Genomic DNA, 15,939 nt, shown 5'->3' with positions numbered 1-15,939 from the left:
CACTTATACATACTATTATAAAGGAATTTCTTCGTTATCACCAACAGAAAATGACAAGAAAATATTTTCCTCAAGAAAACTAACCAAATTCCAAAGTTTTATAAACAAACAGAAACAATAGGGTTCTTTTTTCGATAATTGTTCAATTTTATCATATATGTTCTTTGCTTTCTCCTTGCCAAATAATTTTGGCAGCATGCCCTCTGTTTTTGCCAGATAATAAAGGATAAACTGTTCTTGGGATAATTCCTGTTCCTCAGAAAGCTTCTCCTCCATACTCTGTGCCAGTGCCTGGAGCTTTTCTTCATTAGCAGCCAGATACCTCTTTCTCTGTCCAAACCAGCCCTTTTTTTCACATTCCAATACCAGCTGTCTCTTTAAAAGTTCACGCTTCATAAAAGCATTCATGGTATTCTCAGTCTGTTTCATTTCGTATCTGTAAGCCCTTTGCATCAGCTGTACAAAACTGATAAAATGGTCCGACGGTATCCTCTCATATAAGAAACGGTATTCTTCTAATTGCTCTGGAAATGAGACCTCTCTGTCAGCATATTTCACATATATCTGCTGGAATTTGTTCTCATCTTTCTTAGCATGGACTTCCAGCCTGTCTTTCACAACTTCACTAGACTTCCATTTCAGTTCTATCAGATTGGCACGTTCAAATAGCACAAGTCCCATTATGATGATATTGTGGTAATAAGAAGTTCCTCCATAGAACATCACCTTGCCAAAAGTGTTACAAAATAACATTCCATAGGAATAAAGTAACGATTCCTCCATACTGCCTATCCCTTTCTTTTATTGATATAACTTCTTCATTTCATGGTAATATAGTTTGTTTTACTTGTCAAATACAGTCGCTCTCTTCGTTAAATGCTTAACTCTCTTCGTTAAATTGCTTTTTTCTGTCTGAAATGGTATAATTTATCTAGAGTATTACCTAAAAGGAGGAAATTATGGATTCAACATCTTATCATAAACAGCTTTCTATTGAGAACACGGAAAAGCTACGAACTATCTTACAAGAGTTTCCTGCATTCATGCGGGACTACTTCCGTGGAATGGAACCTACTACTACTACCAAGACTCGCATCTCTTATGCGTATGACCTGAAGGTATTCTTTTTCTTTCTCCAGCAGAACAATTCGTACTTTGCTAAAAAAGAAATAAAAGACATTGTCGTATCCGACTTGGAGTTACTTGAGCCAGTGGACATTGAAGAGTATCTGGAATTTCTAAAAGTATATCAAGATCCAAACGGAAAAATCCGCACCAATGATGAGCGTGGAATTCACCGTAAGCTATCTTCTCTTCGCAGTTTCTATTTATATTACAGTAAACGGGAAATGATTAAGAATAATCCTACTATCGTAGTGGACATGCCAAAGCTGCACCAGAAACAGATTATCAGGTTAGATCCAGATGAAGTGGCTGAACTTCTGGATATCGTTGAGTTTGGCGGCAAAGACCTGACTGGAATGAAGAAGGTGTATTACGATAAGAACAAGCTCCGTAACCTAGCCATTTTCACCCTGCTGCTAGGTACTGGAATTCGTGTATCGGAATGCGTCGGACTAGATATTGATCATGTGGACTTTAAGAATGGCCGTATTAAAATTGTCCGAAAAGGTGGCAAGGAGGATTATGTTTACTTTGGAGATGAGGTTGAAAAGGCTTTGATGGATTATATCGAACTGTCCCGTAGGCAGATCACTGCTGTAGAAGGTCATGAGAATGCTTTGTTTTTATCTATACAAAGGAAACGTATGTCGGTGAAAGCAATTGAAAATCTGGTTTCGGATACTGCAAAAGAGGTTACTATGTTTAAGCATATCACACCTCATAAGCTTAGAAGTACTTATGGTACGAACCTGTATAAGGAGACTGGGGATATTTATCTGGTTGCAGAGGTGCTGGGGCATAATGATGTGAATACGACTAGGAAGCATTATGCAGCATTAGATGAGGAAAGGAAGAGACGGGCAGCTAAGGTTGTTAGGATGAGGGAGGAAGGACCGGCAAAATCTGATTAAATCGCAAATGATTTAAAGCTAATGGCTTATCTTGTGTATAGGAACAGATACTGCTGGCAAAGGAGTTACAGAGTTAGTCATCTATCTTCTTTTTCCAACAGACCAGCCCAATTCCAATCATCAGCAGCAGTATCCCTGTCACTAACCCGCTATACTTAAACCAGCCTATTTTTCCTGCAAGAAATATAGACGTTGGTCCGTCTGCACCGCCAATAATACAGACTGTTTGGTTTGCCATTATTCTATCTGCCACTTCGTTTCCTATTAATAGCATTCCTATCAGGATACTGCCAATACCTGCTTTCTTTTTCATAAATTGACCTCACTTATTATGTGTTTTGTTTCATTACAACATTAACTAGGCTAAAGCCTTATCAATATCTTTTAATATCTGTTCCATATTCACAATCAAAACGTCCTTATCTTCCGTAGGGCAAACCATAAGCATAACTTCTTTGCTTCCTACATACCCTTCACATTGCTCACAGAATTCCTCGAAGGTAATACATACTGGAACTTCACCTTCCACCGCATAATCTTCCGCCAGTTTTTTATCTTGCCAGACTAATAAATCTACACCGCCTTCATCATTCTTGAACATGGTATATGCATCTTCAAATTCCAAAAACCATACTCTCTGGGTTTCTATGATTGTTTTTATAAAATGTTTATATCTGTCATCTGCAGACATACTTAATACTTCTGAAATATTTTCCATAATTTTCTCCTTGACCAGCTATTGTTTCTTAAGAATTTTATACTATGCCAATATAGTTTGTCAACGAGGCTTTTCATTAAATTTCCTTCTATCAAAGCAGCCTGTCTGAATGCATTAAAAAAAATACATTTATAAAATCTTCAGAATTAATATGGCTTGCCAGCCAAGTAGTACGCTTTGTGATCCAGTCGCTTAAACAGGAATCAATACCAAGAACACTGTCCACATTGGATAAGGTCAAATCGAAATCCCAAAATGGATCAAATTTTAACTTACCGCCTGCATCATTAATGCTTACCCATTTATCGGTTATCTACTTTTTCTGGATACAGATCATGGTTTGCCATACGGTTAAAAGCTACCTCTTCCCATTTGGTTCCAGCTTTTCCATAATTACAGTATGGATCTATGGAAATTCCTCCCCTTGGTGTGAATTTTCCCCAAACCTCTATATATTTCGGATCCATCAGGCGAATCAGATCTTTCATAATGATATTGACACAGTCCTCATGAAAATCACCATGATTCCGAAAACTGAATAAATACAATTTCAAGGATTTGCTCTCTACCATTTTTTCACCTGGCACATAGGAAATGGTTATTGTCGCAAAGTCAGGCTGTCCTGTAATAGGGCAAAGGCTTGTGAATTCTGGACAGTTAAATTTTACAAAATAATCATTTTCTGGATGTTTATTTACAAATGTCTCTAATACTTCTGGGGCATAATCCATAGCGTATTTTGTTCCTTGGTTTCCTAATAGAGTTAAATCTTTCATTTCTTCTTTTTCTCTTCCTGACATGATTTCTTCTCCTTTTCTTGCTCTAAACTTATCTGGCAGGTTCCTATAAAGCGGGATCTTTTATGCCATTTCTGGCAAATGCATTAGCCCTGTCTATGCAGGTTCCACATACCCCGCAAGGTTTATCTGCTCCCTCATAACAGCTCCAAGTCAATTCATAAGGAACCTGCAGACGGATTCCTTCTTTTACAACTGCTTCCTTGGTCCAGTTAATAAAAGGTGCTTCCACATGAAGCTGCTGCCCGCTTCCTACATAGATCGCCTGTTCCATTGCCTCTTGAAATGCCATGCTGCAGTCTGGATAGGCACTCCCTGCGGCATCATCTGCATGTGCACCATAATAAATCACGCTGCATTCTTTGGATAATGCGATACTTGCAGCCGATGCTAAAAACAAGCCGTTCCGGAATGGTACATAAGTGGAAACGGGCTCTCCCTCTGTTTTGGCAATCTGTTTGGCATAAGACTCTTTTGGAATCTCCTTGTCCGAATGCTGCAGTAGTGAGCAGTCACTATAAGCAAATATCTTTGCCAAATCTAAGAATAAATGCTCAATTCCGTAGTATTCTGCAATTTTCCTAGCTGCTTCAATTTCCTTTGTATGTTTCTGTCCATAAGAAACCGACAAGGCAATCACATGTTCTTTTCCATATTTTTCTATTGCCATTCCTAGTGCAGTAGCGGAATCTACTCCACCACTAAATAAAACCATTGCTTTTTTCTTGCTGCTCATAACTATACTCCTCTCTTTTCTGGATTCCATATGAATTTATGCATCTGTAACTGCAAGCTTACACCATTTAAATTCTTTTCCTTCATAAAGGCTACCATTTTTTCCGGCTCGATTTGCCCAAATACAGGGCTCAGGTAAACAGGACACCTGTTTATTAAATCATACTGCTTAATCAGCTCTGCTGCCCGTTCTAAGTCTTTCTCACTTCCTGTAACAAACTTCACCGTATCCTTTCGACGTAACTTTGCCATATTTCCAAGACACATCTTTTGTTCCATTTTACTGTCTGGCAGCTTATAGTCCATAGTAAAGGAAGGAAAATTATCTGATACACGGTATTTCTCTATGGAAATGCTGCCATTTGTCTCAATTTCTACCTGAAGCGTTTTTTCTTTTTCTAATAGCTTCAGAAGAATTTCTATATTTTTTTGCAGTAAAGGTTCTCCGCCTGTCAATGTTACATTCTGGACACCAGTTTCTAAAATATAATTAAGAATATCCTGTTCTGTCATACTCTCGTAGAACGTGTCTTTGTGATTTGCCCAGCCCGTATCGCAATAAGAACAGCTGAGATTACATCCTTTGAAACGGATGAATACTGCCAGCTGGCCTGCTTTCGTCCCTTCTCCATTGATACTTACAAATTTCTCTGCTACTTGGTAAGTCGCCATTTCTATCCCTCCTGTCAGTCTGCCGAATAGGAAGCACAATTGGCAGGTGTCTCATAAATCGTCACCAGCGAAATGTCATAACCAAGCGAATTCATATTTTCGTAGAAATACTGTGCAAGATGTTCCGCTGTTGGGCGAAAAGGAAGTTCTATGATTGTAAATTCCTCCGCCTGTAATGCCTCTAATGTTTTCTGTTTCAAGCTTCCTTTTTCTATAATAAGGGCATGATCCAATTTATCTGTTATTTTTTTCAAGTCCCTTTTTAACATTTTAAAATCCACGCACATGCCTCTCATTTGCCCGCTTTCTTGTAAAGCTGCTGTCTGGATTTCCACAATCACACGCCATCTGTGTCCATGAATATTATGGCATTTTCCATCATAGCCAGCTAGAAAATGGGCCGCATCAAAACTATCTTCTGTTTGTAACCGGTACATGTTATCCCTGCTTTCCTTAATTGTATGATTAAAGTGTAAGTTTCTCGCACTCTCGTAATAAAAGCAGCCACGAAAGAAACCTTCTCCCGTGGCTGTTACGTAATTGTTTTACTATAGGCAGACACAAAAAAATCAGATGCTTTTGTCACCATAACCATCCAAAACTTATGCATCACAAAAACATCTAACGCAATAGTCCTGGTTTTGTTTATAGACAGGAAGGTACAAATGAACTGTCTTAAATCAAAGCTATTTTATGATAGGAATGATTGTATGTCAAGAAAAATCTGAAAAACAGAGACAGAATACCGTCTCCACCTCTGTTTTTCCATCAATCCCAAATATTAATTCCTGCATCCTCAAGTTTACTATATGATTGATCCAGCTTATTCTGGATATCCTGTGCAGCAGAATTGGCAGCTTCCAGTTCCCTGGTTAAATGTTCCACTTCATTCTGTTTCTGAATAATCTGGTTATTCAAATCTGCTATCTGCTGGTCTTTTTCTGTCCAGCCTTCTTCTTGTCTTGCTTCTTCTAACTGTTGCCTCAGACTTTCAAGTTCCCTCTCAAGTTCTGCTTTCTCTTTCGTCAAGGCCTTATTCTGGTTTGTGATACGTATAATCTTATCTGCTGTCTGTTCAATATAAATTCCTGCATTCACCATGGCACTGTTGCCAGTCCAGTTTAAAAAGGAATGTGCTGCATATACAACACCTAAGCTAAAGATAACGGTAGCAGATAACACAACCGCACCTGTTTTAATCATTCTCTTATTCTGATTCTTCATAAAACTGTGATGACTCCCTAAACTCAAAGTATTTTCGTACTTTGGTAATATTGTCTGTTTGTATTGCTATGTTTTACAGAACGCTGTATAGTGTAGCAAATCTATAAGAGATTGTCAATCTAATAACAATTCCTGTTTTTGCCATTATGATTCCCCTTTCGCCTGCTGTACCCTAATCCCTTCCTATGTACTCTTCTTTTTTTTATCAAAAAGACAGCTTCTTTCTCTTCTGCTGCCCACTCCAATAATAGAATCCAGCACATATCAGCGTTGAAACCAAAGATCCTGCTGGTGCCGCTAATCCCATAGGAAACAGACTCTTAGGAAAACACAAACTTGCAAAGTAAGCTCCTGGAATTCGAATAAGCACAATCGAAATCATATTGTGAATAAAAGAAAGCGTAGACTTTTCGCAGCCACAGAAATACCCGCTAAAGCAAAAATGGATAGCCGCAAAGATACAGTCAATTGCATAAGCTCTCAAATAATCGCATCCCGCAAAAATAACTTCAGCATCTTTTGAAAACAGGCCTATCAGCGTGCCCGGTACAAGCTGGCAATAACAAGCACAAAGAATCCCCCATCCAACTGTAATGCATAAACCATAACGCAAAGCCTTCACTGCCCTTTCAGGTTTCCCAGCTCCTATATTTTGTGCAGTTATGGTAGAAATCGCTGACAAAAATGAGGATGGTACTAAAAACAGAAAGCAGATGATTTTCTCTACAATCCCTACACCAGCTGCAAAAGTATTTCCTCTGTCATTGGCTATTGCCGTAATTACAAGAAAAGAAATCTGTATAAATCCGTCCTGCATTGCGATAGGTACGCCAATATTCAATATTTTCCGTACACATTCCCGATCTGGTTTTAAGTTTTCTTTGGAAATAAAATAACCCATTTTCATTTTTTTGATCATAAGAAGTGAAACAGCTACACTAACCGCCTGCCCACATACGGTTGCTATAGCAGCCCCTTCTGCTCCTAGTCCAAACGCTCCTGCAAAAACAAAATCCAGACAGATATTAGTAAAACAAGCAATCCCTACAAAATACATTGGATGCTTCGTATCTCCTAATCCTCTGAAAATGCTGCTGATTACATTATAAGCTACGATAAACGGTATACCTGCAAAACAGATGCGTATATATCCATTGGTGTGAACAGCCGCTTCCTCTGGTGTCAGCATAAGAAAAGTAATCTGCTTAGTGAACAGCATTAAAATCAAAGTAAGACATACTGCTATTATAGAAAATAAGGTAATGGTAGCCCCAATGGTCTTTCCTATGGATTCCTTATCCTTTCTTCCTGCTTCATTTCCGATTTTAACAGTAGTTCCCATAGCAATTCCCACAATTATTACCGTTAGCATATGAGTGACCTGGCTTCCAATGGATACTGCCGTAGTGATTGCCGATGGATAAAAAAGTCCCACCACATATAAATCTACTAATCCATATAGAGCCTGCATTAAGCAGGATAATAAATACGGCCGAACAAAAAACAGCAACGCCTTTGCTATACTGCAGTTAATTAAAGTATTTTCTTCCATTTCTTGTGTATTCATTACATGATCCATCCTTAATTTATTCATTTAATTATATATTTCAAAACACAATCATTATACAGAATAGATCTCTGTATGGGAATACCTGATCCCGTTACTGCTGTAAATAAAGCGAAAATGGATCTGCAAACTGCAGATCCATTTTTATATTTTAAAGGAATGATTTTACTGGTTTTCTCTTACTGTACACGAACTCCGTCATAATATACTTCTACATCGCCACATTCAAGGTTAGTAAAATTAGACCAGTCTTGCTGGGTAATACGAACCTGAAGAGTTAAGTCACCATTGGTAAATGTTGCTGCTTTATCAAAGGAAATGTCTACATATCCATCTCCAAAAGTACCTTTTACATTTGTTGTAAATGGAACATAGTAAGGCGCTGAAGGTGTCTGGATTCCAGCATTGTCACACCAGAATGCCTGTGCCTTTGAATCATCTTTTGTATAGTAAAAGCGGATTACTAATTTTGATGTATCTACTGCCCCACCATTTGGAACAATCTTATATGTCTGGTTGATTGTACTTCCTGCTGTTGTATTTACCGTAACGGATGGCGCACCCTGTACTGGTTCTTTGCTTACTACTGGAGCTTTACTTGGTACTACTGGTTCCTTGCTTACTGCTGGAGTTTTACTTGGTACTACTGGTTCTTTGCTTACTGCTGGAGTTTTGCTTGGTACTACTGGTTCTTTGCTTACTGCTGGAGTTTTGCTTGGTACTACTGGCTCTTTGCTTGTAATAACAGTATCACCTACAACTCCATAGAATGCAGGTTTTGCAAGATAGTTATCATCAAATAATAATGGACAACGTTGTGCTCTCCAAGAGTCACAGTCACGGACACCCCAGAATGTAATGGAGTTAAATTCAATGCCTTCTGCCATTAAGGATTTTGCACAGTCAAAGAATGCTTTTACTTTCTGTCCCTGTTTTTCGAATCCTGATTTTGTGCTGTCCCATGTTGTAATATCAAATTCAGTAATTTCAAGTTTCACACCTGGTACAGAGGCAAATTTACGTGCTGCACTTTCAAACATATCAACACTTGGGAAATCCATATCCAGATGCATCTGCATGCCAATTACATCAATAAGGCCTTTGTCTGCTAAATTACTAGCAACTTTGTAGATCATGTTTGTTTTGGAACCCATGTATTCGTTATAATCGTTATAAGCTAAATTCGTTCCTTCTGGAGCATATTTTCTTGCATAGGTAAATGCTGCTTCAATAAAGTCCTCCCCAATAACCTGCATCCATAAAGAGCCCTCTTTGTTGGCCTCTGTTCCAGCTGCTCTGTAACCGCCATTGTCACTACAAGCTTCATTTACAACATCCCATGTATAAATCTTAAGATCTGGGAATTGTTTTTTAACGGTTGCAAATACAGCTTTGATGTAGTTTTCTAATCTTTCTAACATAACTTCTTTGGATACGAATTTTGCATTAGAATCCTGAGAATAATTTTCTGTAAAAAACCACTTAGGTGTCTGTGAATGCCAAGCTAATACATGTCCACGAATTTCAATGCCATTTGCTTCACAGTATTTTAAAATAGGTGCTGCTTTAGACAATGTAATCTGAGGGGTTGTCTGATCTCCTGTTTCTTCCATATAAGCTACCGTTGCATCATAATCCAATACACTGTCAGGTTTCATTTCATTTCCAATTGTTAAACTGTTGAAATGTTTTTTGATAATCTTCTTTTCAGAAGAGTTAAATTCGTTCATAACAACCGCTGTACCAACTTTACAGTTGTAAGGAGCAAATACATCCTTTAAGGAAGGAATATTTTCCTCAATTTCAGCTGCTGGGTTTCTTGTAATGGTTACATCATCAATATAGAAGTCGTGTGTACCTCCTTCAATGTAGAAGTTTACAAGGTCTGTACCTGCAACATATGTAAAGTTTCCTTCAACTTTTACCCAGCTGCCACAGTACACATTTGCTGTTGTTAGGTTATTATAGGAATCTTTTCCATCAATTGTTGTCTGTACGGAAAGCATCATGCTTTGCTGATATCCAACCTTATTGTCATCATACATAACATACGCTTCAATTGTGTAGGATTCTCCATCCTCTAGTAAATCTGTACAGTTACAGGTAATACCATTCCAGGACTCTGTTCTGTCAGTTATTTTTACTGCCTGTTTTCCTGTGTGGCTTACGTCAGCTGTAATAGCAGCCGATTCGTCTCCACGAGGCCCCCATCCTTGTGTATCCTCTCCTTCAAAATCAAAAGAAGCAACAACAGTTCCTTTTGCAGTATCCGCTTTTGCCTGCTGTGGTGGAACTACTTGAAAACCTGTCACAGCCATAATAGCAGCCATAGCGATACTGAATTGTTTTTTGCCTTTTAGCAATGAAATTCGTCTCATATTTCACATACCTCCTATTTATTATAGAGTATATTATAAATAAAAGCTTTTTACTTTTCTATTTCTTTGTCTAACATGTAGCAATTCTTGTATTAACATTTCGTGTTTATCTTATATTCCTTTTGCATTAAAAATATATAAAAAACAGGAAGCATCCTGCAGAAATGATGAATACTGTGCAAAATACTTCCCATTTACATAATCTATCAAAATTGTCTATAAATTTAATTATACCTTTCATCTTTTTGTTAATTTTTATCTGTCATCCCCTTTTCCAGGTACACGAATCATACATCCTGGTTTCAAATGAATCCTATCTGGAACATTGTACTGAAACAAATCCATTACGTCCATTGTAAAATAATCCAAAACATCCTGTAATGTATCATTGTCTTTGGACACATAGGAAATGATTGCAATGCCACCGTTATCGTCATCGTCTTTATCCTGACCACATCCACAAGTATTTTTTTCTGGTCGTGTTACACTTTGTGTGCATTTAGGCATTTTGGTACAGCAAGCCTTTTCCATAGATTCATCATAATTTAAGATACTGTGAAAACGTTCTCTATCTTGATTGGAACACCAGCGTCCACCCATATCTTCTTTTCTTTCAACATACATTTCTTCCTCCATTACTGGAGCTGTAATAATACGAACAGGCATTGTTTTTCTCATAGTTCTGACAGGCCGTTCTGAAGTGGTATCCATGTAATATCCAGGAATGTCACGTTCTTCCCTTTCCGTTGTCACTGGACGGCGGGCTGGTACTGCCTGACGAGCTGGCTCTCTTTGTGCTGCTGCCATTGTCTGGCGGACTGGTTTGCTTTCTACTACAGGAATGGTCTGGCGAACTGGAGCTGCCTTTTTAACTTGTTCTGCCGGTTTCCTGGATACACTCTCATTTTTGCTTCCCATATTTAATGAATTGCCCCCATAATAATTGAAGTTAAAGGTATTTCTTGTACCAGACTCTGTACTCTTATTTGCCATAGGAGCTCTGTCTGCCTTTCGTGTAATAACAGGATCTGGTTCCTGTGGCTTAGGTGGACGTACGGGAACTTGTGGCCTTGTTTGATTTACAGGAGCTGGCCTTTCTGCCACTGGTAGACGCACTGGGCCCAGACTCTTGGCAGGAGTCTGGGATTCAGAACCATCAGGAATGCAAATCTCATCCCCAATCTGCAAATTATAAACATCTACATATGGATTTGCTCTCAAGACCATTGCAAGAGGCACATCATATCTTCTGCTAATGCTATATAAGGTGTCACCCTTTTTAATCACATACTTTGTACCGTTACAGTAACTAGCTCCAGCGTTGCTAACATTGGAGACATTACGATTAGCATTATTACTATAGTTGCTACTACGATTCATTTTGAAACCTTCCATAAAACATAATCATTGGTATATTATATTCCTTTGCAGTTGAAATGTTCTATGACAACTTTGAAATATTTTATTGAACTTACCTTCCAATTGACTTATAATTAATCTTAAATGTGTTTAACTGAAACTAGAAGGAGGAACAGCATTCGCTGACACGTATGGATAAAAAAGTTTATAGACTGGGAATTGATATTGGCTCAACTACTGTCAAAACAGCTATACTTGACGAAGAAAACCAGATTATTTTCTCTGATTACCAGAGACATTATGCCAATATTCAAGAGACTTTAGCAAGCATCATGAAAGCTGCCACGAAGGAATTTGGGGATTTAACAGTTGCTCCAATGATTACAGGTTCTGGCGGGTTATCTTTAGCCAGGCATCTGCATATACCTTTCGTACAGGAAGTTATATCCGTTGCAACTGCACTAAAAGATTACGCTCCTCAAACAGACGTTGCGATAGAATTAGGCGGAGAAGATGCCAAAATCATCTATTTTACCGGGGGAATTGACCAAAGAATGAATGGTATCTGTGCAGGTGGTACAGGTTCCTTTATTGATCAAATGGCTTCGCTGTTAAAGACGGATGCGAAAGGTCTAAATGAATATGCTAAAAATCATAAAGCAATTTATCCTATTGCTGCAAGATGTGGTGTATTTGCCAAATCTGATATCCAGCCACTAATTAACGAGGGTGCTACCAAGGAGGATCTGTCCGCCAGTATATTTCAAGCAGTTGTAAATCAGACAATCAGCGGATTAGCTTGTGGAAAGCCAATCCGTGGAAATGTAGCTTTTTTAGGAGGTCCGCTTCATTTCTTAACAGAACTTAAAAAGGCATTCATTGAAACACTAAACCTGCCTGACGAAGCTGTGATTGCACCTGAACATTCTCATTTGTTTGCGGCATCTGGTGCAGCTTTAAATTCAAAATTAGAAAGCACGACTTCCCTGTCTGCTTTAAATACATTACTAGAATCCCATATCCAGCTGGAATTTGAGGTTTCTAGAATGGAACCATTATTTCAAGATACTAATGAGTATTCCCGTTTTTTAAAACGCCATTCAGAAAATTCTGTAAAAAAAGGAAAAATTGCTGAATACGAAGGTGACTGCTTTTTAGGCATTGATGCAGGTTCCACAACTACAAAGGCTGCTCTAGTAGGGGAAGATGGCTCCCTGCTCTACTCTTTCTATAGTAATAACAACGGTAGTCCTTTAAAAACTACCATGAAAGCTTTGAAAGAAATTTATGAAGTTTTACCTGACAGTGCAAGAATTGTTCGTTCCTGCTCAACTGGCTATGGCGAAGCACTTATTAAGTCTGCTTTGCTGTTAGAAGAAGGCGAAGTTGAAACGGTAGCTCACTATTATGCTGCTGCCTTTTTTGAGCCAGACGTAGATTGCATCCTGGATATCGGCGGACAGGATATGAAGTGTATTAAAATTAAAAACAATACAATAGACAGCGTACAATTAAATGAAGCCTGTTCTTCTGGCTGCGGCTCCTTTATTGAAACCTTTGCAAAATCATTAAATTACGAAGTAAAGGATTTTGCAAAATCCGCATTGTATGCAAAGAATCCAATTGATTTAGGTTCCCGCTGTACCGTATTTATGAATTCCAAAGTGAAACAAGCTCAAAAAGAAGGTGCTACTGTAGAAGACATTTCCGCAGGATTAGCTTATTCTGTTATTAAAAATGCACTTCTTAAAGTGATTAAATTAACGGATCCAAGAGACCTTGGTTCCAAAATCGTCGTACAAGGCGGTACTTTTTACAACGATGCAGTGCTGAGAAGTTTTGAACGTATCTCCAGCTGTCAGGCAGTTCGTCCAGACATTGCTGGTATCATGGGTGCTTTTGGAGCTGCTTTAATTGCCAGGGAACATTATGAAGAAGGCATGGAAACTACTATGCTCTCCATTGAACAGGTTAATGCCCTGAAATTTGAAACCAAAATGGCCAGGTGCAAGGGATGTACCAATAGCTGCCTACTTACCATTAACCGTTTCTCAGGTGGCAGACAGTTTGTCACTGGTAACCGGTGTGAACGTGGCTTAGGGAAGGAAAAGAAAAAGGACGAAGTTCCAAACCTTTATGCCTATAAGCAAAAGCGCCTGTTTGACTATGAACCTTTGGCTGATGAAAAAGCATATCGAGGTATTGTAGGAATTCCAAGAGTATTAAATATGTATGAGAATTATCCTTTCTGGCATACATTTTTTACAGAATTAGGATACCACGTTATGCTGTCCCCATTTTCTAACCGTAACATTTATGAATTAGGAATTGAATCGATTCCAAGTGAATCAGAATGCTATCCTGCTAAAATTGCACATGGACATGTATCCTGGCTGATTCGGCATAACGCACCATATATTTTCTACCCTTGCGTTCCATATGAAAAAAACATGGCAGAAGGTGCCCAGAATCATTACAATTGCCCTATTGTAACTTCATATGGTGAAAATATTAAAAATAATGTAGATGAACTTCGAAATGGCGATATTATTTACCAGAATCCTTTTATTTCATTTGAAAATAAAGAAATCCTTACGAACTGTTTAGTGAAATTCTTTACGAAGGAAAATAATATACCTGAAAAGGAAATTGTAAATGCAGTCCAGTCTGCATGGAATGAACAGATGAATTTTGTGAATGATATACGCAAAGAAGGTGAACATGTACTTTCTTATCTGGAGCGTACCAATGGGAAAGGAATTGTCCTTGCAGGAAGGCCCTATCATTTAGATCCTGAAATTAACCACGGAATTCCTGAATTGATTACATCTTACAATTTCGCTGTTTTGACAGAAGACAGCATTGCCCATTTAGGCAAAGTTGACCGTCCTACTATTGCAATGGATCAATGGATGTACCACTCCCGTTTGTATCAGGCCGCCTCTTATATTCGAGATAAGGCCAATCTGGAAATCATTCAGCTGAATTCCTTTGGCTGTGGTCTTGATGCTGTTACTACCGATCAGGTACATGATATTCTGGCCAAAGCAAATAAAATATATACGGTACTAAAAATTGATGAAGTAAATAACTTAGGTGCAGCCAGGATTCGTATCCGTTCCCTGATTGCTGCTATCCGCGTCCGCGATAAAAAGGGCATCGTGCCTGTTAAAACAGATGCTTCCCATCACCGAGTAACATTTACAAAGGAAATGCGTAAAAATTATACCATTTTGGCACCGCAGATGTCACCGATTCATTTTGACATTTTAGTTCCAGCACTGTCCTCCTGTGGTTATAATATTGTGGTTCCAGAGAGCAGGAAATCTAATATTGATTATGGCTTAAAATACGTAAATAACGATGCCTGCTATCCATCTTTGATTATTGTCGGACAGTTTATGGAGGCCCTGTTATCTGGTAAATACGATCTGAATAAAACTGCTATCCTGATTTCACAGACTGGTGGCGGATGCCGTGCAAGCAACTACATTGGCTTTATCCGGCGTGCTCTTGAAAATGCAGGCATGAGCCAGATTCCTGTTATATCCTTAAGTGCAGGCATTGAAAAGAATCCCGGATGGAAATACTCCCATAAAATGGTGGTTCGTGCAATTCAGGCTATCGTTTATGGAGACCTTTTTATGAGAGTTCTTTATCATACAAGACCTTATGAAATAGAGGCTGGAAGTGCCAATGCATTGCATGAAAAATGGAGGAAAAAAGTCATCAATGATATCTGTAGTGGAAAAACCAAGGAATTCGCCAAAAATATCCAAGGCATTATTCATGATTTTGACCATTTACCAATTCATGAAAATATGGTAAAACCGAAAGTTGGAGTAGTTGGTGAAATTTTAGTAAAATTCCTTCCAATGGCTAACAATTACATTGTGGATCTTTTGGAGGCGGAAGGTGCTGAAGCTGTATGCCCAGACCTTTTAGATTTCTTCTTATACTGTTTATACAATGGTAACTTTAAAGCAGAATATCTAGGAAAAAGTGCTAGAAAGGCCCGTATTAACAATGCGGTAATCTGGTATTTGGAACGCTATCGTAAAGAAATGAGAAAAGCTCTTGCTGCAAGCAAACGATTTACTGCCCCAGCTAAGATTAAAGAACTAGCAGAGCATGCTTCCAAAGTCGTATCCCTCGGAAACCAGACAGGAGAAGGATGGTTCTTAACTGCTGAAATGATTGAATTAATTCAATCTGGTGCAGCCAACATTGTTTGTACACAGCCTTTTGGCTGTCTGCCAAATCACGTAGTTGGTAAAGGTGTTATTAAAGAATTGAAAAAAGACTATCCTAATGCAAATATTGTTGCTATTGACTTTGATCCAGGAGCAAGTGAAGTCAACCAGCTGAATCGTATTAAACTGATGCTTTCTACTGCTTCTTCCAACTTAAATACTTCTCATTAAAATAGAATTAAGAGCAGAAAACCCCCGAT

Annotated in this window: 13 protein-coding genes; 2 read left to right on the top strand and 11 right to left on the bottom strand. The window is 38.5% G+C overall.

Annotation, left to right across the window (positions count from 1 at the left end):
• Nucleotides 1-15: 15 nt before the first annotated feature.
• Nucleotides 16-783: a hypothetical protein gene (locus BMY85_RS06510; RefSeq protein ID WP_143066336.1), complete on the bottom strand. Its 768-nt coding sequence runs from the start codon at nucleotides 781-783 to the stop codon at nucleotides 16-18.
• A gap of 176 nt (nucleotides 784-959) precedes the next feature.
• Here BMY85_RS06510 and BMY85_RS06505 point away from each other — a divergent pair, with 176 nt between their 5' ends.
• Nucleotides 960-2,036: a tyrosine-type recombinase/integrase gene (locus BMY85_RS06505; RefSeq protein ID WP_092477456.1), complete on the top strand. Its 1,077-nt coding sequence runs from the start codon at nucleotides 960-962 to the stop codon at nucleotides 2,034-2,036.
• 73 nt (nucleotides 2,037-2,109) lie between these two features.
• Here the strand turns inward: BMY85_RS06505 and BMY85_RS15550 are convergent, their stop codons facing one another.
• From BMY85_RS15550 to BMY85_RS06455, 10 genes are all read right to left on the bottom strand, one after another.
• Nucleotides 2,110-2,349 carry a hypothetical protein gene (locus BMY85_RS15550; RefSeq protein ID WP_092477455.1) on the bottom strand — a complete coding sequence of 80 codons (240 nt, stop codon included), beginning with the start codon at nucleotides 2,347-2,349 and terminating at the stop codon, nucleotides 2,110-2,112.
• 45 nt (nucleotides 2,350-2,394) lie between these two features.
• A complete protein-coding gene (locus BMY85_RS06495; protein ID WP_092477454.1) occupies nucleotides 2,395-2,754 on the bottom strand; it encodes a DUF2750 domain-containing protein in 360 nt (119 codons plus the stop codon).
• 302 nt (nucleotides 2,755-3,056) lie between these two features.
• A complete protein-coding gene (gene queF, locus BMY85_RS06490) occupies nucleotides 3,057-3,554 on the bottom strand; it encodes a preQ(1) synthase (RefSeq protein ID WP_092477453.1) in 498 nt (165 codons plus the stop codon).
• A 43-nt stretch (nucleotides 3,555-3,597) separates the two neighbouring features.
• Nucleotides 3,598-4,287 carry a 7-cyano-7-deazaguanine synthase QueC gene (gene queC / locus BMY85_RS06485; protein WP_092477452.1) on the bottom strand — a complete coding sequence of 230 codons (690 nt, stop codon included), beginning with the start codon at nucleotides 4,285-4,287 and terminating at the stop codon, nucleotides 3,598-3,600.
• Nucleotides 4,288-4,289: 2 nt separating this feature from the next.
• Nucleotides 4,290-4,958: a putative 7-carboxy-7-deazaguanine synthase QueE gene (queE, locus tag BMY85_RS06480; protein ID WP_092477451.1), complete on the bottom strand. Its 669-nt coding sequence runs from the start codon at nucleotides 4,956-4,958 to the stop codon at nucleotides 4,290-4,292.
• Nucleotides 4,959-4,972: 14 nt separating this feature from the next.
• The gene (gene queD, locus BMY85_RS06475) at nucleotides 4,973-5,395 is read right to left on the bottom strand and encodes a 6-carboxytetrahydropterin synthase QueD (protein WP_092477450.1); all 423 of its coding nucleotides are present in this window, start codon (nucleotides 5,393-5,395) and stop codon (nucleotides 4,973-4,975) included.
• 331 nt (nucleotides 5,396-5,726) lie between these two features.
• On the bottom strand, nucleotides 5,727-6,182 hold the full coding sequence (locus BMY85_RS06470; RefSeq protein ID WP_092477449.1) for a hypothetical protein: 456 nt from the start codon (nucleotides 6,180-6,182) through the stop codon (nucleotides 5,727-5,729).
• Between the two features lie 205 nt (nucleotides 6,183-6,387).
• Complete coding sequence (locus BMY85_RS06465) at nucleotides 6,388-7,749, bottom strand: MATE family efflux transporter (protein WP_242939684.1); 1,362 nt, start codon at nucleotides 7,747-7,749, stop codon at nucleotides 6,388-6,390.
• A 179-nt stretch (nucleotides 7,750-7,928) separates the two neighbouring features.
• Complete coding sequence (locus tag BMY85_RS06460; protein WP_092477448.1) at nucleotides 7,929-10,127, bottom strand: endo-1,4-beta-xylanase; 2,199 nt, start codon at nucleotides 10,125-10,127, stop codon at nucleotides 7,929-7,931.
• Nucleotides 10,128-10,382: 255 nt separating this feature from the next.
• Entirely contained in the window at nucleotides 10,383-11,507 is a 1,125-nt protein-coding gene (locus BMY85_RS06455) for a LysM peptidoglycan-binding domain-containing protein (RefSeq protein WP_092477447.1), read from the bottom strand.
• Between the two features lie 170 nt (nucleotides 11,508-11,677).
• Between BMY85_RS06455 and BMY85_RS06450 the strand changes: the two genes are divergently transcribed.
• Nucleotides 11,678-15,910, top strand: a complete 4,233-nt coding sequence (locus BMY85_RS06450) for a 2-hydroxyacyl-CoA dehydratase (protein WP_092477446.1) — start codon at nucleotides 11,678-11,680, stop codon at nucleotides 15,908-15,910.
• The last annotated feature ends 29 nt before the right edge of the window (nucleotides 15,911-15,939 follow it).

This window comes from [Clostridium] polysaccharolyticum, from assembly GCF_900111595.1.
Classification (GTDB): Bacteria; Bacillota; Clostridia; order Lachnospirales; family Lachnospiraceae; genus Clostridium_AI; species Clostridium_AI polysaccharolyticum.
Note: the sequence above shows the minus strand (reverse complement) of the source record. Positions and strands in the feature narration are given on the sequence as shown.

Excerpts from the sequence above, each read along its gene's own strand:
- queC (WP_092477452.1), bottom strand. The coding sequence starts at position 4,287 with ATGAGCAGCAAGAAAAAAGCAATGGTTTTATTTAGTGGTGGAGTAGAT.
- queD (WP_092477450.1), bottom strand. The coding sequence starts at position 5,395 with ATGTACCGGTTACAAACAGAAGATAGTTTTGATGCGGCCCATTTTCTA.
- BMY85_RS15550 (WP_092477455.1), bottom strand. The coding sequence starts at position 2,349 with ATGAAAAAGAAAGCAGGTATTGGCAGTATCCTGATAGGAATGCTATTA.
- BMY85_RS06460 (WP_092477448.1), bottom strand. The coding sequence starts at position 10,127 with ATGAGACGAATTTCATTGCTAAAAGGCAAAAAACAATTCAGTATCGCT.
- BMY85_RS06450 (WP_092477446.1), top strand. The coding sequence starts at position 11,678 with ATGGATAAAAAAGTTTATAGACTGGGAATTGATATTGGCTCAACTACT.
- BMY85_RS06455 (WP_092477447.1), bottom strand. The coding sequence starts at position 11,507 with ATGAATCGTAGTAGCAACTATAGTAATAATGCTAATCGTAATGTCTCC.
- BMY85_RS06495 (WP_092477454.1), bottom strand. The coding sequence starts at position 2,754 with ATGGAAAATATTTCAGAAGTATTAAGTATGTCTGCAGATGACAGATAT.
- queE (WP_092477451.1), bottom strand. The coding sequence starts at position 4,958 with ATGGCGACTTACCAAGTAGCAGAGAAATTTGTAAGTATCAATGGAGAA.
- BMY85_RS06505 (WP_092477456.1), top strand. The coding sequence starts at position 960 with ATGGATTCAACATCTTATCATAAACAGCTTTCTATTGAGAACACGGAA.
- BMY85_RS06470 (WP_092477449.1), bottom strand. The coding sequence starts at position 6,182 with ATGAAGAATCAGAATAAGAGAATGATTAAAACAGGTGCGGTTGTGTTA.
- BMY85_RS06510 (WP_143066336.1), bottom strand. The coding sequence starts at position 783 with ATGGAGGAATCGTTACTTTATTCCTATGGAATGTTATTTTGTAACACT.
- BMY85_RS06465 (WP_242939684.1), bottom strand. The coding sequence starts at position 7,749 with ATGAATACACAAGAAATGGAAGAAAATACTTTAATTAACTGCAGTATA.
- queF (WP_092477453.1), bottom strand. The coding sequence starts at position 3,554 with ATGTCAGGAAGAGAAAAAGAAGAAATGAAAGATTTAACTCTATTAGGA.